Annotated in this window: 20 protein-coding genes and 1 pseudogene; 6 read left to right on the forward strand and 15 right to left on the reverse strand. The window is 61.2% G+C overall.

The genetic code is table 11. The features are described 5' to 3' along the window. Positions 1–15: 15 nt before the first annotated feature. From ABJ363_11365 to ABJ363_11395, 7 genes are all read right to left on the reverse strand, one after another. Positions 16–849, reverse strand: coding sequence for a DUF6339 family protein (locus ABJ363_11365; GenBank protein ID MEP4379592.1), 834 nt, complete (start codon positions 847–849; stop codon positions 16–18). Then, positions 842–1,684, reverse strand: coding sequence for a hypothetical protein (locus ABJ363_11370; GenBank protein ID MEP4379593.1), 843 nt, complete (start codon positions 1,682–1,684; stop codon positions 842–844). Before ABJ363_11370 ends, ABJ363_11365 begins: the two co-directional genes overlap by 8 nt. Next, positions 1,684–3,585 carry a hypothetical protein gene (locus tag ABJ363_11375; protein ID MEP4379594.1) on the reverse strand — a complete coding sequence of 634 codons (1,902 nt, stop codon included), beginning with the start codon at positions 3,583–3,585 and terminating at the stop codon, positions 1,684–1,686. The genes ABJ363_11370 and ABJ363_11375 overlap by 1 nt, the downstream gene beginning before the upstream one ends. After that, entirely contained in the window at positions 3,585–3,812 is a 228-nt protein-coding gene (locus tag ABJ363_11380; protein MEP4379595.1) for a hypothetical protein, read from the reverse strand. The genes ABJ363_11375 and ABJ363_11380 overlap by 1 nt, the downstream gene beginning before the upstream one ends. A gap of 537 nt (positions 3,813–4,349) precedes the next feature. Continuing rightward, positions 4,350–5,957, reverse strand: coding sequence for an FAD-linked oxidase C-terminal domain-containing protein (locus ABJ363_11385; GenBank protein ID MEP4379596.1), 1,608 nt, complete (start codon positions 5,955–5,957; stop codon positions 4,350–4,352). Between the two features lie 23 nt (positions 5,958–5,980). Continuing rightward, a complete protein-coding gene (locus ABJ363_11390; protein ID MEP4379597.1) occupies positions 5,981–6,637 on the reverse strand; it encodes a GntR family transcriptional regulator in 657 nt (218 codons plus the stop codon). 102 nt (positions 6,638–6,739) lie between these two features. Beyond that, positions 6,740–7,141 carry a hypothetical protein gene (locus ABJ363_11395; GenBank protein MEP4379598.1) on the reverse strand — a complete coding sequence of 134 codons (402 nt, stop codon included), beginning with the start codon at positions 7,139–7,141 and terminating at the stop codon, positions 6,740–6,742. 213 nt (positions 7,142–7,354) lie between these two features. Here ABJ363_11395 and ABJ363_11400 point away from each other — a divergent pair, with 213 nt between their 5' ends. From ABJ363_11400 to ABJ363_11415, 4 genes and pseudogenes are all read left to right on the forward strand, one after another. Continuing rightward, the gene (locus ABJ363_11400) at positions 7,355–8,425 is read left to right on the forward strand and encodes an SDR family oxidoreductase (GenBank protein MEP4379599.1); all 1,071 of its coding nucleotides are present in this window, start codon (positions 7,355–7,357) and stop codon (positions 8,423–8,425) included. A gap of 342 nt (positions 8,426–8,767) precedes the next feature. Further along, positions 8,768–9,820 (forward strand): SDR family oxidoreductase, encoded by a 1,053-nt coding sequence (locus ABJ363_11405; GenBank protein ID MEP4379600.1) that lies wholly within the window; start codon positions 8,768–8,770, stop codon positions 9,818–9,820. 40 nt (positions 9,821–9,860) lie between these two features. Next, positions 9,861–10,147, forward strand: a pseudogene (locus ABJ363_11410) (GIY-YIG nuclease family protein). A 142-nt stretch (positions 10,148–10,289) separates the two neighbouring features. Further along, positions 10,290–11,417 carry a M14-type cytosolic carboxypeptidase gene (locus ABJ363_11415; GenBank protein MEP4379601.1) on the forward strand — a complete coding sequence of 376 codons (1,128 nt, stop codon included), beginning with the start codon at positions 10,290–10,292 and terminating at the stop codon, positions 11,415–11,417. A 103-nt stretch (positions 11,418–11,520) separates the two neighbouring features. Here ABJ363_11415 and ABJ363_11420 read toward each other — a convergent pair whose 3' ends face one another. The 5 genes from ABJ363_11420 to ABJ363_11440 all read right to left on the reverse strand — a co-directional run bounded on the left by ABJ363_11420 (position 11,521) and on the right by ABJ363_11440 (position 16,641). Then, complete coding sequence (locus ABJ363_11420) at positions 11,521–12,420, reverse strand: VOC family protein (protein MEP4379602.1); 900 nt, start codon at positions 12,418–12,420, stop codon at positions 11,521–11,523. A 33-nt stretch (positions 12,421–12,453) separates the two neighbouring features. Further along, entirely contained in the window at positions 12,454–13,293 is an 840-nt protein-coding gene (locus ABJ363_11425; GenBank protein MEP4379603.1) for a fumarylacetoacetate hydrolase family protein, read from the reverse strand. A gap of 11 nt (positions 13,294–13,304) precedes the next feature. Next, positions 13,305–14,144 (reverse strand): fumarylacetoacetate hydrolase family protein, encoded by an 840-nt coding sequence (locus ABJ363_11430; protein ID MEP4379604.1) that lies wholly within the window; start codon positions 14,142–14,144, stop codon positions 13,305–13,307. 171 nt (positions 14,145–14,315) lie between these two features. Beyond that, positions 14,316–15,353 (reverse strand): acyl-CoA dehydrogenase family protein, encoded by a 1,038-nt coding sequence (locus ABJ363_11435; GenBank protein MEP4379605.1) that lies wholly within the window; start codon positions 15,351–15,353, stop codon positions 14,316–14,318. Between the two features lie 130 nt (positions 15,354–15,483). Beyond that, positions 15,484–16,641, reverse strand: a complete 1,158-nt coding sequence (locus ABJ363_11440; protein MEP4379606.1) for an acyl-CoA dehydrogenase family protein — start codon at positions 16,639–16,641, stop codon at positions 15,484–15,486. 302 nt (positions 16,642–16,943) lie between these two features. Here ABJ363_11440 and ABJ363_11445 point away from each other — a divergent pair, with 302 nt between their 5' ends. Both ABJ363_11445 and ABJ363_11450 read left to right on the forward strand, forming a co-directional pair. Further along, positions 16,944–17,735, forward strand: coding sequence for a crotonase/enoyl-CoA hydratase family protein (locus ABJ363_11445; protein ID MEP4379607.1), 792 nt, complete (start codon positions 16,944–16,946; stop codon positions 17,733–17,735). Positions 17,736–17,760: 25 nt separating this feature from the next. Beyond that, on the forward strand, positions 17,761–18,648 hold the full coding sequence (locus ABJ363_11450; GenBank protein ID MEP4379608.1) for an alpha/beta hydrolase: 888 nt from the start codon (positions 17,761–17,763) through the stop codon (positions 18,646–18,648). A gap of 114 nt (positions 18,649–18,762) precedes the next feature. Here ABJ363_11450 and ABJ363_11455 read toward each other — a convergent pair whose 3' ends face one another. The 3 genes from ABJ363_11455 to ABJ363_11465 form a co-directional block, all read right to left on the reverse strand. Then, positions 18,763–19,989, reverse strand: a complete 1,227-nt coding sequence (locus ABJ363_11455; GenBank protein ID MEP4379609.1) for a hypothetical protein — start codon at positions 19,987–19,989, stop codon at positions 18,763–18,765. A gap of 143 nt (positions 19,990–20,132) precedes the next feature. After that, complete coding sequence (locus tag ABJ363_11460) at positions 20,133–20,915, reverse strand: TIM barrel protein (protein ID MEP4379610.1); 783 nt, start codon at positions 20,913–20,915, stop codon at positions 20,133–20,135. Positions 20,916–21,087: 172 nt separating this feature from the next. After that, entirely contained in the window at positions 21,088–21,582 is a 495-nt protein-coding gene (locus tag ABJ363_11465; GenBank protein ID MEP4379611.1) for an OsmC family protein, read from the reverse strand. Positions 21,583–21,692: the final 110 nt, after the last annotated feature.

The following is a 21,692-nucleotide window of genomic DNA, read 5'->3' on the forward strand; positions in this document are numbered from 1 at the left end:
CCACCTTCGCTCGGCCTAGGCTGCCTGCCGGGTTGCCTTAACCCGACGGAGCGCTTCATCGCGGCAATTCAGAAGTATCTTGTCAGTCTCCTGATCCGACAGCGACTCGAAAAGCACACCGCTTCCCCGAAGGTTCAGGGCCTTCATGAATTCGCGAAAAGTGGCTTCAGTCCCGTAAACATCCGGCTGGCTTCGCATCGTCCGAATAATTCCGCGCAACAGGCTCGCCCGGTTACTGAGTATCGGACGTTCGACAAGGTTCGAACGGATGTCCGCACTTCTCAGCAACTCTGCCAGCATCGTCACCTGATCCTCAGGGTCTACGCGCCACGCAATGTACGCGTTCCACCAGAGACGGGATATGGCGTTGTCGTCACGGTAACCTGTTCGTCCGCGTGCAAAGTAATGATTTTCAACTTGGCTGATATTGTCGTGCAGAATCCTCATTCGCTGTTCTGCGACCTTTTCATTCGATCCCACAAGGTTGCTCAGCAGATTGTTCGGTTCCTTCGGTTCATCCTTCAGTGGCCAACGTTTCCGGACGTAACCAAGGCATTCGAAATGTGTCAGGCGGCTCCAGATACGCTCTTCGGTCGCGAGCGCCGGGGTCATCCCTTCGAAAGCGTTGAAAACAATCATGGAGTTGCTGACTTCAGCGGCACTTCCACCGGCCGGGTCGAGCTTGCCGAGTTTCTCCGGATCGACCTCAACAGAAGATAATTCCATCGCCCAACCATTCAGATCAGCGCAGTCGTCAAAGCCTGAACTGCGATAACGCTCAAGGTTCGAAGGGACGTTGGCTTTCAGGTCCGCGAGGATACTTTCCGCTACGTACTTTAGTTTAGGCATTGTCCGTCAGCTCCATGAATGCTCCACCAAGCTTCTCGACCGGGGAGCCGAGAAGCCTTTGTGCACTTTCCAGCAGGGGCGCCTGTTCAATATCAATCCCGAGGTGTTCGCACTTCGCTGAAAAAACCCGGTACCAGGGCCGGTCCTCGAACCCGGAATCTCCCTGTCCGCGGATGCTTTCCAGAACTTCCATCACGACCGGCATGTAGACTGCACTCAACAATACAGGCTTGCCTCCTCTGGTTCCGCGCATCTGTTCGATCGACTTGAACAGATCGAGCGGTGCAAGAATGCGGATTGCATCTGCCAACAGGTCCAGCTTCAGCCTGCCTTTGGGAATATCGTCGGAAGGAACAAGCTCAAAAATGCTCTCAAATTTCCGGAGCTTGTCCTGCCCGATGTGGAAGACGGTGTCGTTGGCGAGGCCAATGATTTCGGACCCGCGGATCGAAACGGCGCCACCAAATTCTGGGTTTAGGTTCTCCGCTTGCCAGTCCTTCAGTGGCCTGGCGAGCCAGATCGCCGGCTTTGCCTCGACACGTCCATAGAGGGATCCACGATCAAAACGCCAGGTTCCTGTCGTCTCGTCTATGGCCCGAAGTTCCGAATAGAAGGTGTCCTGACACCGAATAAAAGCGCCCACGCGCGCGGTACCGTCATCTACCAGAGCCTGCACGTCGGATGACGCGAGCGACACAGCGAAATCAACCTCCACATTACCGTCGGTAGACTCACGAACTTCAGCGATCTGAAGATCAAAGCTACCGCTGAGAAAATCATCATTACCATCACTCAGAACCGGATGCGGGAAATGGCTGTTCAGATCGATTTTCATCAACTCGCCCTCCGCACAGCATAAACCTCAACCGGGCCGGTATAGTCGTCATCGAAAGTTACTTCGATCTCGACGCGCGCGCCCTGGTCAACGTTTAGTTCGACGCGTCCGTGTTTCGCCGCACATTTCTTCGCTCCGGAGGCGGTTTCCACTCTGAGTTCGGTCTCGTAGAAGACGCCTGTTGCAAGAAATGTAAGCTCTATGTCGCCAGCTTCATCAGGAGTGAAAAAGACTTTCCTGACCTTCGCACTCTTCTCAACATTTCGTACTGTCGTAAGGCGCACGTCTGGTTTTTGCCCCCAGGTGCCATCGCCACCTTCTCCGGAACCTGAACCATCGCCTTGTCCGTCTGTGCCAGCACCGCCACCTCCATCGTCGTGGCCTGCGCCGCCTTCATCACCTTCACCATGTGGAGCCACGGGCTTGATAGGTTTTGGCCTGACGCGTTTCGTCGGTTTAAAGCTGATCGTTTCAGGATCGTCTTCAGCTGAGGGAATTTTGGCCTCTTCGCTTCCTGCGTCAGCAAAGAACTCGCCGAGCTCATCGAGTTTGGTCGCATCCCCTCCAGTGATTTCCGCGTTTTCCTGGATCATGGTGCGGATCTCACGGATCAGCCGCTTCATTGCCCGGGTGACATTTTTTTGTTTTTTGGGATTATCAAGGCGTCCTGGTGAAAAGGCGTTGTGCTGCGGGTTCTCCAGAGACTTCAAAACCTTGCTGGCCTCATCATCAGCCGGCTCGACCAGCATGATAAAATCCCGTGCACCCGGGAATCTTGCGAATTTATCTCCGAAGTGTTCGAGTGATTGGGCGATCAGCATACCGTTGCGAACGATTGCGACACGCTTGGGCATGCCCTCTTTAACGAGGATCTTTGCCTTGAACTCACCGAGATCGTCGACTTGAAACCTCTTTGTAACAGCCTCGTCTGATTTGCGGCAGCGATAGATCTGCCCGGCAAGGCGAAAATCATCACCATGTGAGGCCTCTTCGGCCACTTTTTCAATGGCTGCGTCATCGAGCAGTGATGCGAGATTCTCACCGTTGACGATGCGCGCACCATCTCCAACTTCGAATTCGATATCGCCGTCGTCGACTGCCACAAAAAAATTTGACAGAAGCGGGACCGTCATGCGGTCGACCCAGTCTTCGCGCCCTCGGAAACCGACAGAAAAGACGGAGGTGCCCTTGCTGTCGCGCTTGAGCCATTCAGGAACCAGGTCCGGCTCCTCAACCGCCGCGAAGTGACCCGGGTGGCCCCAGTAGCCCTTCGCGGTTCGCTCTACACCGGCGGCATCCCGATGTGAAACGAGTTGCACCTTACCCTGAAGTGCGAACTTAAGATCGTTCGCGGGTCCATAGAGTGTGGAATAGAAAACAGTTCGAAGGTCGGAAACTGCAAAGGTTGCGTTCTTCCCAATTCCGAACGAACCACCCGACGTGTCCGTAGGCTTGTCGCTCTTGCCGGAGCTTTTCACGAGTGCGTGAAAATTTGATTCGGCGCTGTTTGGAGGGCCCTCCAACCCTGTCGTGTTGAAATCGGCGATTTCTAGGACCGGAATGACGTCGCTCGAGACAACATCATATGCATTCTCGAAATAGTCCCGGTCTTTCTCGCTTCCTGTCGCACGGGCAGCTTCCAGGCATGACGAAATGGTCTCCCTCAGTTTGTCGATGCCGGGAATTTCGTCCGCAGGCACTTTGTGCTCTCGAAGCACCATCCGGACAGGCCGACTGTCTGCGGCATCTAGCGTGTTCTGGCCCGCTTCGCGGCTACAGCTAACGAAAGGTGTGTCGCGAAATGTCTCGATGCCGGCATGCCCAAGCCCCTCGACCTCGCCCGCCTGATTTTCAAGAAACTCCAGCCGTACGTCCGTCATTTCAACCAGTCCCCGTTTCATCAAATCCGAAAGGAATCATCGTCAGCTTTCTCGCCACGAGAAAATCGACCTTTTGCAATTTCGAGTTCTTTTTGTAACGCGCGGAACATTTTTCGGATGTCCTCTTCGGTGAACTCGTATGCGGAGCGGTTCGAAAGATTACCGATTAGTTTGAGGTCCTTGATTGCCCGGTTGACCCTGTTCTCCGCGAGTTCGATGAACTTCGCCCTCTTGTCTCGTTCCGGCATGTAAATATCAGTCCCATTTTTCTAATATGACGATATTATAATATTCATTTGTCATATTTCAAGCAATATATTCTATATATTTCACATAATATAGATACATCATTCTTCTTATATGACATAAAAATCATATATCATTTATTTTGTAGTATTCTGCGCTCCTTGTGCGACGCACTGGAGGTTGCATACGGCGCCAGACGCTGCACCAGTACTTTGGGGCACCAGAGGGGGTGTGGCGGGGTCAGCGGGTACAAAGCCCCAATCGATGCCGCTTGCTAACCGGATTTGGCGAAGGCGGCAGGATTTCAAGTGAAATTCAAACTCCGAACGGTTTGACCCGCACGCAATTCCATCCCTGTCTCCATCCTGACGATGAGGGACTCCCGGCCCTATCCGTTCGATACAGCCCTGCGTTTAACGCCGCGTATTGAAAACTCTTCAGTTCCGACTAGGCAATCGAGCCCCGACAGTGACAACGACCAATTGTCGACGAGCAACTACGATGTTCAACATTCGGGGAAATTACCTCATAGGTTAGCCCTACCCCACAATCACCCCAGGGTTCAGCACCCCCTTCGGGTCCAGCCGCTTTTTCGCATCCGCCACCACATCGCCGAACAGCGCCGGGCGCTGCTGCTCGTACCATTTCTGGTGGTCGCGCCCCACGGCGTGATGGTGGGTGATGGTGCCGCCATTGGCGATCAGCGCGTCCGAGCAACGCGTCTTGATCTCCTGCCACTGGGCCAGCATCGCTTTGCCGTCCGGATCGCCCGGCGCGTGGAACGCGAAATAGGGCGCCGGGCCGTCCGGGTAGGCGTGGCTGAAGCGGCATGACACCGCCCCGTCATGGCCGGTCACGTCGCGGATGGCCGCCTGGGTCGCAGCCTTGATGGCGTTGTAGAATTCCTCGAACCGGTCCCAGGTGATCGCGGTCTCGAAGGTGTCGGAGATGATGCCCCGCGGGGTCAGCTGCTCGCGGTTATAGGGCATGCGGATGAAGGCCGTGCGCCACGCGCCGACCGCGCCCTGCAGATGGGCCTCCGGGTTATCGCGCCATTCCACGTCCACCACGGCGCCGTGATCGAGGCAGCATTGCTCGGCGCGTTCCATCCACGCGTCCACCGGGTGATCCGCGCTCTCGAACGAGACGACCATCAACGTGAAACTGCCGTCGCCCGCGCCGTTCACCTTGAGTTCCGTGCCGTCGACGATGCGGACGTTGGCCGGGAACAGCCCGGCATGGGAGACGGCGCGCACGGCCCGCGCGGCGTCGAAGAAGTCGGTGAAGCGATAGCCCGCCGTGGCCTTGAAGGTCGGCCGGCCCTGGAGGCGCGCCCAGCCCTCGGTGATGATGCCCAGCGCGCCCTCGGAGCCCAGGGCGACGAAACGGTCGGGGCTGGGCCCCGCGCCCGAGCCCGGCAGGCGGCGGCTCACGATATCGCCCGCGGGGGTGACGGTCGTCGTCGCCTCCACCAGATCGTCGATATGGGTGTAGAGCGTCGCGAAATGGCCGCCCGAGCGGGTCGCGATCCAGCCGCCGAAGGTCGAATGCTCGAAGGATTGTGGGAAATGGCGCAGAGTCAGGCCATGGGGCTTCAGCTGTGCCTCGAGCTGCGGGCCCAGCGCCCCGCCCTGGATGCGCGCGGCGCGGGAGACCGGGTCCACCTCCAGCACCTTGTTCATGCGCCCCATGTCGACCGAGATGGTGCCGTTATATCGGGACCCCACATCGGACGTGACGCCGCCGACCACGGATGAACCCGCGCCCCAGGGGATGACGGCGGCGTTCGCCTTGCCCGCCCACTCGTAGATCTCGGCGATGTGCCGGTCGGTCTCGGGAAAGGCCACGATATCCGGCGCGTGGTCGAAATCGCCGTTATAGGTGCGCAGCGAATCCGGCTGGGACTGGCCGAAGGCGTGATAGACGCGCTCGAAGTGATCGTCGGTGCAGACGCCTTCCAGAGACGCAGGCGCTTCGAGGCGGCATTTCGGCAGTTCGATGGCGTCGAGGGTGGGGAACCTGCCGTCGCGGGACGGCCGGATGCCGAACCCGTCGGCGAAGGTGGCCAGCAATGCCTTCGTCTGGTCGGCGTCGAGGCCGGCGTCTTCGTAGCCCCAGCCCCAGTATTTCAGTTTACGATCTGCCATTGTCTTCTCCTTGCAAATGTCGTTCAGCGCCCGGCATCGAGCGCGGCGCGGGTAAAGCCCGCGAGGTGATCCATCAATTCATCCGACGCCCGCGCGGCCGTGTCCGCATCGCCATCGGCGACGGCGCGCGCCACCGCGGCGTGCAGCGACGCCATGCGCGGCAGGTCGCCCACATTGCGGTGGTGCTGAAACCAGAAGCGGCGCGCCAGGGGGTTCCACTGCTCCATGGAGGCCCGGGCGAACGGGTTGCGGCAGGCCGTGCCGACCAGGTTGTTGAAGGCCTGGTCGAGGGCCATGAAGCCCTCGTCGTCGCCGTCGCGTGCAGCCCGGTCCATTGCGTCGGCGAGGCTGCGGAACCGGCTGCGTTCATCCGCGCTGGCCCGGCGCGCGGCGTGCCGCGCCATCAGCCGTTCCACCTCGCGGCGCAGGTCGAGCAGCTGCAGCTGGGTCTCGACGTCGATCCCGGTCACGAACATGCCCCGGCGCGGCAGGATGTTGATCAGGCCCTGGCGGGCAAGCCGCTGCAGGGCCTCGCGCACCGGCGTCCGGCCGAAGCCGGTCCGGGCGCACAGCTCGCCCTCGGACACGGCGCCGCCGGGTGGCAGCTGGAGGGTCACGATCAGCTCCTCGATCTGCGTGTAGGCCTGCTCGGTGAGGCTGATTCCCGGATTTCCACCCAAAACAAGGCACTCCTGTCTCGTCTACTCTGAAATACTATTGATATATCAGTGGTAAGAAAAGCGGTAATTCACGCATTCGGTGTTTGGTTTCGGGCGCGCGTGTCAGCCCGTGTTGCGGAACAGCTCGTAGCGGTGGGTCCGGCTGGCGGTCTCGAACACGCCGGTGACGACGCCCACCGCCGGGTAGGCCGCATCGTTCGGGCGGGACGTGAACCGGATGCCGGCCGACAGGCGCCAGGTGCGCGTGTCCGGCTCGTGCTGGGAGTAGCCGAGGATCTCGAAGCCGTGCGCGACAGCGGCCTCGTCCGTGATCGTCCCGACGATGGAGAAATCACAGACGTCCGGCGCCTCGTTCTCGAACAGGCTCCATTTGATATCGCCTGCCAGGAGATCGCCGGTGATCGTCCCGTTACCGCTGCCGATATAGTCGCCGAACTTGGTTTCCGGCACCCAGATCGTCTCGCCCAGATACCGGAGCTCCATATCGGCGAATTTTTCGAGCATGGCCTGTTCTCACCCCTTGATGCGCGAACGCGATACCGGTTTGCAGCCAGCGCTGATACTATCGCGCCGGGGAGACGCCATCCACCAACGCGCCAGAGATGGCCGGATCAAGTCCGGCCATGACGGGGCAATGTGGACGACCGATATTATTCTCTCGTCATGCCCGGACTTGATCCGGGCATCCAGAACTCACATGGGCCCGAAGGAACGCGGATGCGCAGACAAAAGGCACTCATCGCCGGGGCGCTCGGCGTCGTCGGGCGGGCGCTTGTCGAGCATCTCGACGACGACCCGGACTGGGAGGTCGTCGGCCTGTCGCGCCGCACGCCGGACTTCGAGACGAACGCCAGCTTCGCATCGGTCGATCTGCTCGACCGGGCCGCGACGCAGTCTGCGCTCGGCGAGATGTCGGACGTGACCCATGTCTTCTTCGCCCCCTACGCGCCGCACGAGACCTTCGCCGCCGAGGTGGCGCCCAACCTCGCCATGCTGGTTAACCTGATGGACGCGGTGGAGCCCGCCGCGAAGGGCCTCGCCCATGTGCAGTTGATGCAGGGTGCGAAATGGTACGGCGTCCAGTTCGGCAAGCCCTACAAGACGCCCGCAAAGGAGAACGATCCGCGCCACATGCCGCCCAACTTCTACTACGACCATCAGGACTGGCTGGTCGAACGTCAGGCCATGGCGCAGAAAGACGGCAAGGGCTGGAGCTGGTCGGCACTGCGCCCCCACGGGGTCTGGGGCTTCTCGACCGGCTCGGCCATGAACATGATGACGTCGCTGGCGGTTTACGCCACCGTGTCGAAGCATCTCGGCCTGCCGCTGCGCTGGCCCGGCAACCCGGCACTGCTCGACAGCGTCTACCAGATCACGGACGTGGCACTGCTGGCCCGCGCCATGGTCTGGGCCGCGACCACGCCCGGCGCGGCCAACCAGCCCTTCAACATCACCAACGGCGACTACACGCGCTGGAAGCTCCTGTGGCCGAAGCTGGCCAAATTCTTCGACATGGAGGTCGGGCCGGTCCAGAGCGTGAACACGCAGACCATCATGGCCGACAAGGAGACCGTCTGGGCCGAGATCGCGGAGGCGCACCAGCTGCGCAAATACGCCATGTCGGACATCGTCACCTGGCCGTTCCTCGACTACGCCTTCGCCAACGGTTTCGACCAGATGTCGAGCCTGACCAACATCCGACAGGCCGGCTGGACCGAGGTACTGGATACGGAAGAAACGGTCACGGATCAGCTGCAGAAACTGCGCGACAACCGGATCATCCCGTGATCATAACAACCACACCGATCGTCGTTCCCGCGAAGGCGGGAACCATCAAATACCGTCATGCCCGCACTTGTTGCGGGCATCCACGTCATCGGATTACCTCGCATCTCCACGTGGATGGCCGGATCAAGTCCGGCCATGAGAAAAAGGGCGTGGTGGCTACCGAAACCCACCACCGTCATGCCCCGGTTTTGCCGTGAGCGTGACAACCGCCAGTTTCGTCGTTCCCGCGAAGGCGGGAACCCATAAACACCTGCGTTTGTACGGGCAGCCATCGGCGTCTATGGATGCCCGCCTGCGCGAGCATGACGATGATGCTGCGGTGCGTACCGAAGGACACCACCCATGACCCAAAACACCGCACTCATCGCCGGCGCGCTGGGCGTCACCGGGCGGGCGCTTGTCGAGCATCTCGAGGACAAGCCCGACTGGGACATCGTCGCCCTTTCGCGCCGGGCGCCGGATTTCCCGACCCGCGCGACCTTTCTTTCGGTCGACCTGACGGACGCGGCCGACTGCCGGGCGAAGCTCGCTGCGCACCGCGAAATCACGCATGTTTTCTACACAGCTTACAGCCAGCAGGCGACGGTGGCGGCGGAGATCCCGGTCAATGTGGGCATGCTCGCCAACCTGATGGACGCGGTCGAGGAAACGGCCAATCTTCGACACGTCCAGCTGATGCACGGAGCCAAGTGGTACGGCACCTATCTGGGTTCCTACAAGACGCCCGCCCGCGAGGACGACCCGCGCCCTCTGCCCGTGAATTTCTACCACGCCCAGCAGGACTGGCTGGTTGAGCGACAGGCGGCTCAGTCAAGCTGGTCATGGTCCGCGATGCGCCCCCATGGCGTCTGGGGCTTCTCGACAGGCTCGGCCATGAACCTGATGACAGGCGTCGCGTGTTACGCCGCGATCTCGAAACAGCTCGGTGTGCCGCTGCGCTGGCCGGGCAACGCGGGCTTCTTCGACCGGCTCTACCAGCTGATCGACGTGGACCTGCTGGCCGAGGCCATGGTCTGGGCCGCGACCACGCCATCAGCCAAGAACGCGGCCTTCAACATCACCAACGGCGACCTGTTCCGCTGGCGCCAGATATGGCCGCGCATCGCCGACTTCTTCGAGATGGACGTGGCCGAACCCCAGCCGATCCCGATCGCCGCCACCATGGCCGACAAGGGCGAATTGTGGGACCGGATGGTCGCCGGGAACGGCCTCAGGCCCTACGCACTGGACGAGATCGTCAACTGGGCCTATCTCGACATGGCGCTCAACAACGACTTCGACCAGATGTCGAGCCTGACGAAGATTTTCAAGGCCGGCTGGACCAATGTGTGGGACAGCGAGGCGACCATCACCCGCCAACTCCAGAAGCTGCGCGACAACAAGATCATTCCGTGAAGTCCCGGTATCCTGTGACCCATGAAGAACAGGAGGCGTGGTGTCCGGATTCACCTATATTCTTGCGAACCGAAAACACGGTGCGCTTTACATCGGCGTGACGAACGACCTCGTTCGGCGGATCAACGAACACCGATGCGATGCCATCCAGGGATTCTCTTCCAAATACGGAATCAGAAAGCTCGTGTACTTCGAGCAACACGCGACGGTTCCGCTGGCAATCACGCGCGAGAAACAACTGAAAAATGGAATCGCGATTGGAAGATTGGACTGATCGAGCAGACGAACCCCGAGTGGTCGGATTTGTACGAAGGCATCACCAAATAATAATGGTTCGTCGTTCCCGCGAAGGCGGGAACCCATAAACACGGACGTTGCCCGTTCAAGCATCGGCGGTTATGGATGCCCGCCTGCGCGGGCATGACGAATGTGATTCGTGCGACCACGGAAAGCCCAAGGAAAAATAGGTATGCCCCTCCACATCGCCAGTAATTTCGACAGCGGCAACATCGTCTGCCGGGACGCCTCCGACCCGGGCGACATCCGGCTGGAGATTTCCAAGGACAACAACTCCGACTTCTACATGTGGTTCCACTTCCGCCTGACGGGCGCGAAGAACACGGCTGTATCCATGAAGATCACCAACGCCGGCGGGGCGGCCTATCCCAAGGGCTGGGAGGGGTATCGGGCCGTTGCGTCCTCGGATCGCGAGAATTGGATCCGGGTGCCGACCAGCTATGCCGACGGCGTGCTGACCATCGAGCATACCCCCGCCGCGGACAGTGTCTGGTACGCCTACTTCGCGCCCTACTCCATGGAGCGCCACGCCGACCTGATTGCCCGCACCCAACTCGACGACCGGGTGTCGCTCGACGTCCTCGGCGAGACCCTCGACGGCCAGGCCATGGACCTGCTGACCATCGGCGCGCCATCGCCCGACAAGCAGAACTTCTGGGCCATCGCCCGCCAGCACCCCGGCGAGAGCATGGCCGAATGGTGGATGGACGGGTTCCTCGCGCGGCTTCTCGATCCCGCAGACAGAACAGCGAAGGCGCTGCTGGAGCGCGCCGTGTTCCACATCGTTCCCAACATGAACCCGGACGGGTCGCGCCGCGGCCATCTGCGCACGAACGCCGCCGGGGCCAACCTCAACCGGGAATGGTCCGAACCCGCCATGGACCGCAGCCCGGAAGTGTTCCTCGTTCGACAACGTATGCAGGATACCGGCGTGGACTTCTGTCTCGATGTGCACGGCGACGAGGCCCTGCCGTATAATTTCCTCGCTGGGATGATGGGTATTCCGTCCCTCAGCGAACGCCAAAAATCGCTGCAGGAAGTCTTCTCCAACGCGCTGCTGGCGGCCAGTCCGGATTTCCAGACCAAATACGGCTATCCCGACGCCAAGCCCGGCAAGGGCAACATGACGCTCTGTTCCAACTGGGTCGCGGAGGCATTCGGCTGCCTGGCACTCACCCTGGAGATGCCATTCAAGGACAACGCCGACCGGCCCGACGCGACCTTCGGCTGGTCACCCGACCGCTGCCAGGCCTTCGGTGCGGCCCATCTCGACGCGATGCTGGCCGTGCTGGCAGCGTAAAACTTCGACGAGATGCCCGGATCAAGTCCGGGCATGACGAAAGCTCGCAAAAGCCGTCATGCGCGGGCTCGACCCGCGTATCTCATCTCGGTGACGAACGGCCCTAGAGCGTCGCGTCGTCGACCGACCAGAGGGCGAATCCCGGGCTCTCGTCCCAGATGCGCGGCTCCCAGCTGTCGTCCATGCGGTCCATGTCGGCGAAATACTCGGTACGCCCGCCCGCCGGGTTGTTGAAATACCAGTAATAGTTCGAACCGAGGATGTGGCGGCCCGGGGTCGTATCCGGGTCCCAGCCCTTATCCTTCATAAACTTGCCGCCCATCATGACCATGTCGAAATTCTCGACCTCGAAGGAGGCATGATCGAAGGCGTTGCGGTCGGCCCGGCTGATCAGGAAGAGATTGTGATGGTCATGCCCGCCCTCGCAGCGCATGAAGTCGCCACCGGTCTTGGTGCTGTCCGACAGGCGGAAGCGCAGCCGGTCGAGATAGAAGCTCACTGCCTTCTCCCGGTCGGCCATCTCGATCATGTAGACCACATGGCCGATCCGGATCGGGTTCGCCTGGGCTGCCGGCGAGATCACGGCATTCATCCGCGGCTCGTTCGTGTTGACGTTGTGGGGGATGATCTCGACGTCGGTTTGTGTCGGTGACGCGACCATGAGGCCCAGCCCGTTGCCGCTCTCATCGGCAAAACAGAGCGTGCCACCCTCGTCGGTCACGTCGCGATCGCTGGCGAGATCCTCGCCCATCTCCTTGAGACCGGCCGCATCGGCCACGCCCCAGATCGCACGCCGCAGCGTCGATTTCGCCGGGTCCGGTGTCGCCGGCAGCGACGGATCATCGGACCGGCGCAGCTCGATAACCTGGCCCGTGCGGGTCTTGAAAACCGTGCGCTCAGGGCCGCTCTCGACCTCGTTCACGCCCCAGTCCCGGTAGTAGTTGGCGCCGGTCTCCATATCCTCGACGCCATAGATCAGTTTCTCGACACGCGTGATGGTCATGGCTGGTTCCTCCCGCCTCTAACTTCGTCAAATCTACTCGTCGACGACGTCGGCCCACAAGGTACCGATCTTTGAAATCTCGACCTCGATCCGGTCCCCCGCCTTCATCCAAAGCGGCGGGTTGCGCCTGGCGCCGACCCCGCTCGGCGTGCCCGTCGCGATCACGTCCCCCGGCTCCAGCGGGGTGAAGCGCGAGATGTAGGAGATGATATACGGCACGGAGAAAAGCAACATATCGGTCGTGGAATGCTGCACGACCTCGCCGTTGAGCCGGGTGGTGAGCTCCATCGCAGACGGATCGGGAATCTCGTCGGCGGTCACCAGCCACGGTCCGAGCGGGCCGGACTTGTAGAAATTCTTGCCCGCCGTGACCGAGTGTTTCTGGTAGTCGCGCACGCTGCCGTCGATGAAGATCGTGTAGCCGGCGACATGATCCAGCGCATCGGCCTCGCTGATATGCCGGCCGCCCCTGCCGATGATCGCCGTCAGTTCGCCCTCGAAGTCATAATTGTCCGAGGCTTTCGGCCGCTCCATCTCACCGCAATGGCCGACAAGCGTGTTGGTCGAGCGCATGAAGAGCTGGAGTTCGGCCGGCAATGTGTTGGCGGTCTCCGTCACATGGTCCTTGTAGTTCAGACCGGCGCAGAGAATCTTGTCCGGGTCGGTGATCACGGGCAGGAAGGTCACGTCCGGCAGCACCGTGTCGGGATCGCCGGTCATGGCGCTTTCACCCAGCGCATCCAGATCGCCGGCGGCAATCGCCGCACGAAGGCTCTTGTGAGGTCCGTGCTGACTGAGGTCTACGACCCCGTCCTCGCGGACCAGGCCGAATGTATCGGGGCCGTCCGCGACCCTGTAGCTGATGAACTTCATGACATTTCCCTCTAAATCTCGTCGATAATATCGACAGCCAGCGTGCCGATCTTCGGCACCTCGACATCGAGCCTGTCGCCGCCCTTCATCCAGAGCAACGGTTCGCGCCCCGCGCCGGAACCCGCAGGCGAACCTGTCGCGATGATGTCGCCGGGCTGCAGCGGCGTGACCTTCGACAGGTACGAGATGATATACGGAATATCGAAGATCAGCATGTCCGCGCCGCAATCCTGCACGACCTCACCATTGAGGCGGGTCGTCACATGCAGCCTGGACGGGTCGGGAATCTCGTCCGCCGTGGTCATCACCGGGCCCAACGGCCCCGTCGCCACGAAGTTCTTGCCCGCCGTCACCGAGTGTTTCTGGATATCGCGGACGCTGCCATCGACCATGATCGTGTATCCCGCAACATGGTCCAGCGCCTCGGCCTCCGACACATGGCGGGTCTCCCGCCCGATGACGGCGCAGATCTCCCCTTCGAAATCGAGACACTCCGACACTCTGGGCCGAATCATGGCGCCGCCATGGGGCACCAGCGTCGAGTTTGCCTTGAGGAACAGCGAGAGATTCTCGGGCATCTCGAAGCCCATCTCCTCGACATGATCCTTGTAGTTCTTGCCGGCGCAGAACATATGGGTGGGATCGGGGATGGTCGGCAGATAGGTGATGTCCGCCAGCGCCGCATCCGGGCCCTCGCCCCGTGCCGCCGCACCGATGTCCATCAGATCACCCGACGCGATCGCCGCCCTGAGGCTGCCATGAGGCCCACGGGCGCCGAGATCGACCACGCCGTCACCGGCAACGAAGCCCCAGGTCGCACCTTTGGCACCGATATAACTCACGAACTGCATGTATTCCCCTGCTTTGACCCGAGCATATCCGTTGGGGACCGAGCGACCAAGCCATGGGTTGAACCAGGAATTAGAAAGAAACGCGTCATACCCGGGCTTGACCCGGGCATCTCTGACAACGGTGCCCCGGATGCGCGGATCAAGTCCGCGCATGACGAAATTGACCAGACCCTATCCCGTCAAATCCGGCCAGAGATTGTCCGCGCCACGCGTGATGATCATTGAGCCCAGCATCTCCGACCATGCGCCTTCGGCCCCGAACTCCGACCGCCAGGCCCACAACCGCCGGGTCAGATGATGCAGCCGGTACTCGTCGGTGAACCCGATCGCGCCATGCACCTGATGGGCGATACTGGCCGTCTTGCCTGCCGCCTCGCCGGTACGGATCTTGGCCGCCGCGATGGCCGACAGCCCCGCGCCATCCAGCCCGAAACGATCCACCGCCCGGCAGGCCTTCCGCGCGGCGACCCCGGCGGCGGCGGCCTCCCCGGCCATCACGGCCAATTGCTGCTGGATCGCCTGGAACCGCCCGATGGGCCGGCCGAACTGCACCCGTTCGTTGGCATAGGTCACGCACAGGTCGAGCGCGGCAGAGATAGCCCCCGCCATCTGACATGACCGCACCAGCGCGCCGAGGGTCCGCAGCGGGGGTGTCCCGATGGACACCTCCCATGCCGTGACAGACGTCTTGTCGCACGTCAGCGCATCGCGCGGGTCGCGGCCGATATTGCGGTCGGCGGTGACGCGCGTATCGGATGTTGCGACAGCGGCCAGATGCAACGCATCGCCCCGCATCGCGTCCACCAGCACATGCGTCGCCGACCGGCCCCACGGCACCCGTTCGAGTTCACCCGTTATCCCGGCTTCCGTCATCGCAACCGGCGGCGCATCCGCGATGGTCGGCACACCCGCGGGGATGTCGTGGCCGCCGCCGGCGAACATCCAGCCCGCGGCGATTGCCTCGGCCAACGGCACAGGTGCTGCGTGTGCGCCGGCGGCGCGCAGAACCACTTCGGCATCCTCCCAGCCGAGCCCGCTGCCGCCTTTTTCTTCGGATACGAGGATGCGGTCGAGGCCGTTTTCGGTGATCACGTCCCACAGGCCCTGTGGAAAGTCGCCCGCCTCGGCGGCGCGGAACACATCCGCGTCGAGATGTTCTGCGAACAGCCGGTCGCAGGTCTCGGCGATCATGGCGCGTTCTTCGTTCATGGGCACGCGCCTTCCACAATCGTCATACCCGGACTTGATCCCGGCATCTCCCGAATAGTTTCCGCCGGATGAACGTGGATGGCCGGGTCAAGCCCGGCCATGACGACGGTGGGAATGGTTTGGAAAGCGATCACCGCAGCCCCAGCCCCCGCGCGATGACACCGCGCATGATCTCGGTCGTGCCACCACGCAACGAGAACGACACGCAGGCCTGCTGCACATAGGCCAGCGTCTTCTCGAAATCGCCGCCGTGGTCGATCCGCGGTGACGCGCCGATCACCTGATGCGCGATCTCGGGGACGGACTGCTCGAACATCACCCCCAGATCCTTGACGAAGGCCGCCTCCAGCGCCGGTTCCGCGCCCGCATCCAACTGGGCCGCGACCGACAGGGACATGGCCCGCAAGGTGGACAAATGGGCATACAGGCGGCCGATCGCCGACGCCGCCATGTCCGTCGGCGCCTCGCCCGCCACCCGCACCAGCTCCTTGAGCAACGCGAAGGCGCTCAGGAACCGATCCGGTCCGCTGCGCTCGAAGGCGAGCTCGGCCGTCACCTGGCGCCAGCCGGTGCCCTCCTCGCCCACCAGCATCGTATCGGGAACGAACACATCATCGAACGTGACCTCGTTGAACTCCGCGTCGCCGATCATGTTGCGGATCGGCTGGACCGTCACGCCGGGCGAGGCCAGGTCGATGATGAATTGCGTGGTGCCGCCATGGCGGTTCTCCCCCGCCTCGCCGGTGCGCAGCAGCGCGATCATGTAGTGGGAATGCTGGGCGTAGGTGGTCCAGACCTTGCGGCCGTCGACGATCCAGCCTTTCTCGCCATTCACTTCCGCCGGTTCGGCCTTCGAGCGGATCGACGCCAGGTCGGAGCCTGAATCCGGCTCGCTCATACCGATACAGAAATAGGACTCCCCCGCCGCGATCCCCGGCAGCAGCGTTTCGCGCTGTTCGTCGGTGCCGAAACGCAAAATCAGCGGCCCCGACTGGCGCTCGGCGATCCAGTGGGCCGCCACGGGCGCCCCCGCCGCCAGCAACTCCTCGATGACCACGTAACGCTCGAGCGCGCTGCGCCCGGCCCCATAGGGCGCGGGCCAGGTCATGCCCAGCCAGCCGCGTTGCCCCAGTTTGCGCGAGAAGTCCGCATCGAAGCCGACCCAGGACCGGGCCCGCGCCGGGACCAGGATGTCCGAGGCCTCGGCGTCCAGAAACGCGCGCACCTCGGCCCGCAACGCGTCGGCGCCGGGCGGCAGTTCGCATGGCTCGAAGGCAAAGGCCTGCATCTGTCCTCCTGTTGAACGCGCATATTAGAGGATGGAACCCGGGTTCGTCGCCTTCCCGAACAACTCAGCCTCATGCCCGGACTTGATCCGGGCATCTCACCACCGGTGCCAGTCTCGAACACACGGGCGGGTCACAGACCCGCCCCGATTAGGCATTTCCGGTCTCTGTAGGGGCGGGTTTGCAACCCGCCCGCGGAAAGCATCACATCCAACCGCGCTTCCCTCGAAGAACGGGCGGGTTTAAAACCCGCCCCTACGGCCTCAAGATGGCCCAACGGAGGTAACTCTGGGGGAGGAAACCAATGAGCGATTTTCTGATCTATGAACAGGACGGCGCGGTCGTCACCCTGACGATGAACCAGCCCGATGCGCGCAACCCCCTGTCGGGCGAGAGCCAGTATGAAGCTTTCGTGGACGCGACCGACCGGATCAGCCGCGACGATTCCGTGAAATGCGTGATCCTCACAGGCGCGGGCAGCGCCTTTTCCGCCGGCGGCAACGTCAAGGACATGCGCGACCGCAAGGGCCTGTCGGAAGGCGGGCCGTATCAGATCCGCAACAACTACAAGCGCGACATCCACAACATCCCGCTTACCCTCTACAACCTCGAGGTGCCGACCATAGCCGCCGTGAACGGTGCCGCCGTGGGCGCAGGCTGCGATCTCGCCTGCATGTGCGACATCCGCATCGCGTCCGAAAAGGCCCGCTTCGCCGAGAGCTTCGTCAAGCTGGGCATCATCTCGGGCGACGGCGGGGCCTTCCTGCTGCCCAAGCTGGTCGGCATGTCCAAGGCCGCCGAAATGACCTTCACCGGCGACATGATCGACGCCAACGAAGCGCTCGCATGCGGGCTGGTCTCACGCGTGGTGCCCCATGACAGCCTGATGGACGAGGCCCACATCCTGGCGGGCAAGATCGCCGCCAATCCGGGCCACTCCCTGCGCATGTCCAAGCGCCTGCTGCGCGAGGGCGTGCATTCCCGCCTCGAGACGGTGCTCGAAATGGCCGCCGCCTTCCAGGCGCTTGCCCATCACACGGGCGAGCATGACGACGCGGTAAACGCGCTGATCAAGGCGATGGAGAAGAAGGGCTGAGGCCCGATTTCGGGAGGAACGAACCATGGCGCACATCACCACCGACGACGTCGTAAAGCTCTGGGTCGAGGAGCATGGCAGCGGGACGCCAATTATCTTCGCCCACGAGTTCGGCGGCGATATCCGCAGCTGGGAACCGCAGCTCCGCCACTTCGCGCGGAACTACCACACGATCGCCTTCAACGCCCGGGGCTACCCGCCCTCGGACGTGCCCGAAGATTTGGCCATGTACGGCCAGTTCCGGGCCGTGGACGACATCCTCGCCGTGCTCGACGCGCTGGGCATCGAAAAGGCCCATATCGTTGGCCTGTCCATGGGCGGCTTCGCGGCACTCCATTTCGGCTTCCGCCACCCCGACCGGGCGCTGTCCCTCACGGTGGCCGGCGCGGGTTACGGTGCCCACCCCGACGTCCACGCGCAGTTCGCAGACGAAACCAAGGAAGTGGCCTCGCGGATCGAGGCCGACACGATGGCCGAATTCTCCAAGATCTACGCCATCGGCCCGACCCGGGTGCAGTATGCCAACAAGGACCCACGCGGCTGGGAGGCCTTCTCCCAGGAGCTCGCCGACCATTCGACCAAAGGCTCGGCGAACACCATGCGTGCCGTCCAGGGCGGCCGCCCGTCGCTCTACGACTTCGCGCGCGAGATGCAGGCCCTCGAGGTTCCGACCCTGATCATGAATGGTGACGAAGACGACCCGTGCCTCGATGTCGGCCTGTTCATGAAGCGCAACATCCGCTCAGCCGCGCTCGTGCTGCTGCCCCGTTCGGGTCACCTGATCAACCTGGAGGAGCCGGGCCTGTTCAACCAGCAGCTGGGCGACTTCCTGGCCCGGGTCGATGCCGGCCGCTGGGAGCTGCGCGACCCGCGCTCGATGACGACCGATATTCTGTGGACACCGGATCAGTAGAGTAGGAGATCGTTAGGGCATGGTGTGACCAACCCAAATTGAGATCACCAATTACAACAACTGCACGACGCACACCGAAAGCGGGAAGAAAACATTAAATAATCCGAGTCCTATTTAGAAAATCGAATACCCAGAAAAATCAGTGTATTTAACGCCTTTGTTTTTGAAGTGATAAACAGAACCACCCGTAGTGGAAGAAAAATCCCCAATGACACTAGATTGATGAATGCCAACATTGGCGTCACCGCGTGCAAAAAAAGCAAATTTATGGATATGGCTCCAATCCTCTCTCGACAACAAATCACTAGCCAGATGCTGTAGAGCGGACAGATTGGTTGATTTCTCTACCTCCGCTATCTCGTGCAGTTGTTGATCGCTCATATCAACAAACCGGACACAGACCATTCCGGATCGTAATCCAGAAAGCTGATCAGACGCAGCTTCCTTAGTCCGCTCCGCCAAATAGTCCATGATTCTTGTGTCCGCCTGACTGTCGACGACAACTGCCGTGACCCCGTGTCCAGGCGTAATATTGAACACTATGTTAGCGTTCTGCGTTTCCGCCAAACTTTCAACTGCGCTCCGGAGACCCGAAACGGATTCCGGATTGATGATGGTCGGAATCTCTGGACATTCGACTGGTCCGACCAATCGATATTCCACACTAAAACCGTCGACACCCGAAGAGCCTGTCTGCGTTCGCAAACTTTCGGCTACCGCATTTGCAATGCTAAGTTGATGTTCGGTTCGACCTTCCAATCGCTTTTCCAAAGTCACCTTGACTAACTCAATCCCTGCCTCACGCTTTCGATCCTCACCAACAATATTCTGTATGGCAGCCCCAAGTTGAACCAACCTTTTCCTGTGAATCGGTCTCCCCGCGTCTCCGCTCAGGTTCTTGCACTCGACCTCAAGGAAAGAGCCATCCCTCTCACATAGAAGGTCGAATTTTTCAGTTCCTTCCAGGTCGACAAATTCGACGGAAAACCCCCTATGCATAAGGTGCGCAGCGACAACAAACTCAAAAGCAACGGGGGCTAAACCACTGTCGTTTTTAAGTGCGTCACGAATTGCACCTTCGAGCCGAACTTTTCCTTGGCTCGAAAGCCGTTGATGAATCCTACTGGTCATACCAATAAACCCAAAAAGGGCTGCTTCATCCGCGTCAATAGGAACTCGATAATTCCTCCCAGTCGATTTCCTCCAACTCAAAAAATCCTGTAATGATATTTCCAAAGGAAACCGATCGACAATGTACTCTTCATAGAACGGATTACTCTTTATTTGGGTGTCGAAGGATTCGAATCGTTTCTTCCAATTTTTGGCTCCCGCAATGACCATGAATCTTGTCAGAAGTGCAGAAAATTCAGCCGGAATCATTTCAGGAACGAAGTGCAAGTTAAGTGTAGCGGCGGTCTAAACCGCCTCCCTGTTCAACTGAAGACCAAAATTGAGATCGAACTGCATGACTAGCTGATTACGCCTCACCCAATCCCGTATTTCTTCGCCCAGCCCAGCCCCGCAACCGTGTCGCCGCGTGGCCTGTATTCCGCGCCGACCCAGCCGTCATAGCCGGCGTCTTCGAGCATCGCGAACAGGAACTCGTAGTTCATCTCGCCATCGTCGGGCTCGTGGCGGCCGGGCACGCCGGCGAACTGCACATAGCCTGATTGGGCGAGGTAACGCTCGATCTTGTCGGCGATGAAACCCTCCGACATCTGGGCGTGATACAGGTCGAACTGCACCTTCACATTGTCCATCCCGGCCTCCTCGACGATCGAGTGTCCCATCGCCTGGCCGATCAGGAAGTAGCCGGGGTTGTCGGTGAAGTTCAGGGGCTCGATGTGGAGCGTTATGCCGCGCGCCGACGCCGCCACCGCGCCCGCGCGCAGGTTGGACAGGAGCGTTTGGCGGTGCGCTGCCGGATCGCCGCCCTCAGGCACCGTGCCCGACATGACGTGAACACGCGTACAACCCAGCGCTTCCGCACTGTCCATCGCGAGCTTGAGATCGGCCGCGAAGGCCGCCTCCTCGCCCGGGATCGAGGCGCGACCGAACTTGGTGGCCTCCGTGTCGCCATAGGGCGTGTTGAGCAGGGTGCATTCGATGCCCGCCGCATCGAGGCGCTTGGCCAGCTCGTCCAGATCCTCGCCATAGGGCCGCTGGATCTCGACGCCCGTGAAGCCCACATCGGCCGCGGCGGTGATCCGCTCGGGCAGCGGCAGATCGGTGAACATCATCATGATGCAGGAGGAGAGTTTGAGCATGGTACGCGGTTCCTTGGCGGGCGTTTTCAGCGCCATTTATCGCGGGTTCAAGGGCTGTGTACAAGATTGCGACGAGATGCGCGGATCAAGTCCGCGCATGACGGTTCATTATGGTCCCGACCGAACTCTTAAACGTCATGCCCGGACTTGATCCGGGCATCTCAAACAGCGGTCAGCAGTCCACCCAGCCGTCGGCGGTCTTGAGGCGGTGGGTGATGTTGTTCTGGGGCGTCAGCATCGCCTCGATGAAGCAGCCCTTCTTGGCCGCCTCGATCAGCCGCAGCTGATCCTCGACCGGCGATTCCGTGTCCATGGAGATGTCCATATGGATGCTCTTGGGCGCAGACTCATAGGGTTCGCGGCCCTTCTGGGTCGCCACCCATTCGCAGCGGCAGGAAATCTTCGGGTCCTCGATGTCCACACGCAGGCGCTTGGAGAAGGCGCGCATCTGGGTCATCAGGCAGGAGGTCAGCCCGGCGATGAAATAGGCGATCGGCAGCGGGGCCGAGCCGTCGCCGCCATGGAAACCATACTCGTCCGACGCCATCTGCCACTCGATGACCTCGGGCACCATCAGGCGTACATCCATCTCGCAGCGCATCTTGCCCACACCCGTGGCATCGCACTCGAACGCCACGTCGAAACTCTTGATATCGTCTTTCGCCATCGTCTTCGTCCCCGGTGTATTGGTGGTTTTATTGTTCGCTGCCCGGATTGTGCCGTAGGCTTGCCGCCATGCAAAGAGGCGGCGAGACAAAGGCAAGATTGAACCAAAAG

The organism is Alphaproteobacteria bacterium, from assembly GCA_039980135.1.
Taxonomy (GTDB): domain Bacteria; phylum Pseudomonadota; class Alphaproteobacteria; order UBA6615; family UBA6615; genus UBA8079.

Bases quoted from the DNA above. Each gene is read 5' to 3' on its own strand.
- ABJ363_11395 (MEP4379598.1), bottom strand. From the start codon at position 7,141: ATGCTCGAAAAATTCGCCGATATGGAGCTCCGGTATCTGGGCGAGACG.
- ABJ363_11380 (MEP4379595.1), bottom strand. From the start codon at position 3,812: ATGCCGGAACGAGACAAGAGGGCGAAGTTCATCGAACTCGCGGAGAAC.
- ABJ363_11370 (MEP4379593.1), bottom strand. From the start codon at position 1,684: ATGAAAATCGATCTGAACAGCCATTTCCCGCATCCGGTTCTGAGTGAT.
- ABJ363_11435 (MEP4379605.1), bottom strand. From the start codon at position 15,353: ATGAACGAAGAACGCGCCATGATCGCCGAGACCTGCGACCGGCTGTTC.
- ABJ363_11465 (MEP4379611.1), bottom strand. From the start codon at position 21,582: ATGGCGAAAGACGATATCAAGAGTTTCGACGTGGCGTTCGAGTGCGAT.
- ABJ363_11415 (MEP4379601.1), top strand. From the start codon at position 10,290: ATGCCCCTCCACATCGCCAGTAATTTCGACAGCGGCAACATCGTCTGC.
- ABJ363_11455 (MEP4379609.1), bottom strand. From the start codon at position 19,989: ATGGTCATTGCGGGAGCCAAAAATTGGAAGAAACGATTCGAATCCTTC.
- ABJ363_11420 (MEP4379602.1), bottom strand. From the start codon at position 12,420: ATGACCATCACGCGTGTCGAGAAACTGATCTATGGCGTCGAGGATATG.
- ABJ363_11375 (MEP4379594.1), bottom strand. From the start codon at position 3,585: ATGAAACGGGGACTGGTTGAAATGACGGACGTACGGCTGGAGTTTCTT.
- ABJ363_11425 (MEP4379603.1), bottom strand. From the start codon at position 13,293: ATGAAGTTCATCAGCTACAGGGTCGCGGACGGCCCCGATACATTCGGC.
- ABJ363_11450 (MEP4379608.1), top strand. From the start codon at position 17,761: ATGGCGCACATCACCACCGACGACGTCGTAAAGCTCTGGGTCGAGGAG.
- ABJ363_11440 (MEP4379606.1), bottom strand. From the start codon at position 16,641: ATGCAGGCCTTTGCCTTCGAGCCATGCGAACTGCCGCCCGGCGCCGAC.
- ABJ363_11445 (MEP4379607.1), top strand. From the start codon at position 16,944: ATGAGCGATTTTCTGATCTATGAACAGGACGGCGCGGTCGTCACCCTG.
- ABJ363_11460 (MEP4379610.1), bottom strand. From the start codon at position 20,915: ATGCTCAAACTCTCCTCCTGCATCATGATGATGTTCACCGATCTGCCG.
- ABJ363_11365 (MEP4379592.1), bottom strand. From the start codon at position 849: ATGCCTAAACTAAAGTACGTAGCGGAAAGTATCCTCGCGGACCTGAAA.
- ABJ363_11405 (MEP4379600.1), top strand. From the start codon at position 8,768: ATGACCCAAAACACCGCACTCATCGCCGGCGCGCTGGGCGTCACCGGG.
- ABJ363_11400 (MEP4379599.1), top strand. From the start codon at position 7,355: ATGCGCAGACAAAAGGCACTCATCGCCGGGGCGCTCGGCGTCGTCGGG.
- ABJ363_11430 (MEP4379604.1), bottom strand. From the start codon at position 14,144: ATGCAGTTCGTGAGTTATATCGGTGCCAAAGGTGCGACCTGGGGCTTC.
- ABJ363_11385 (MEP4379596.1), bottom strand. From the start codon at position 5,957: ATGGCAGATCGTAAACTGAAATACTGGGGCTGGGGCTACGAAGACGCC.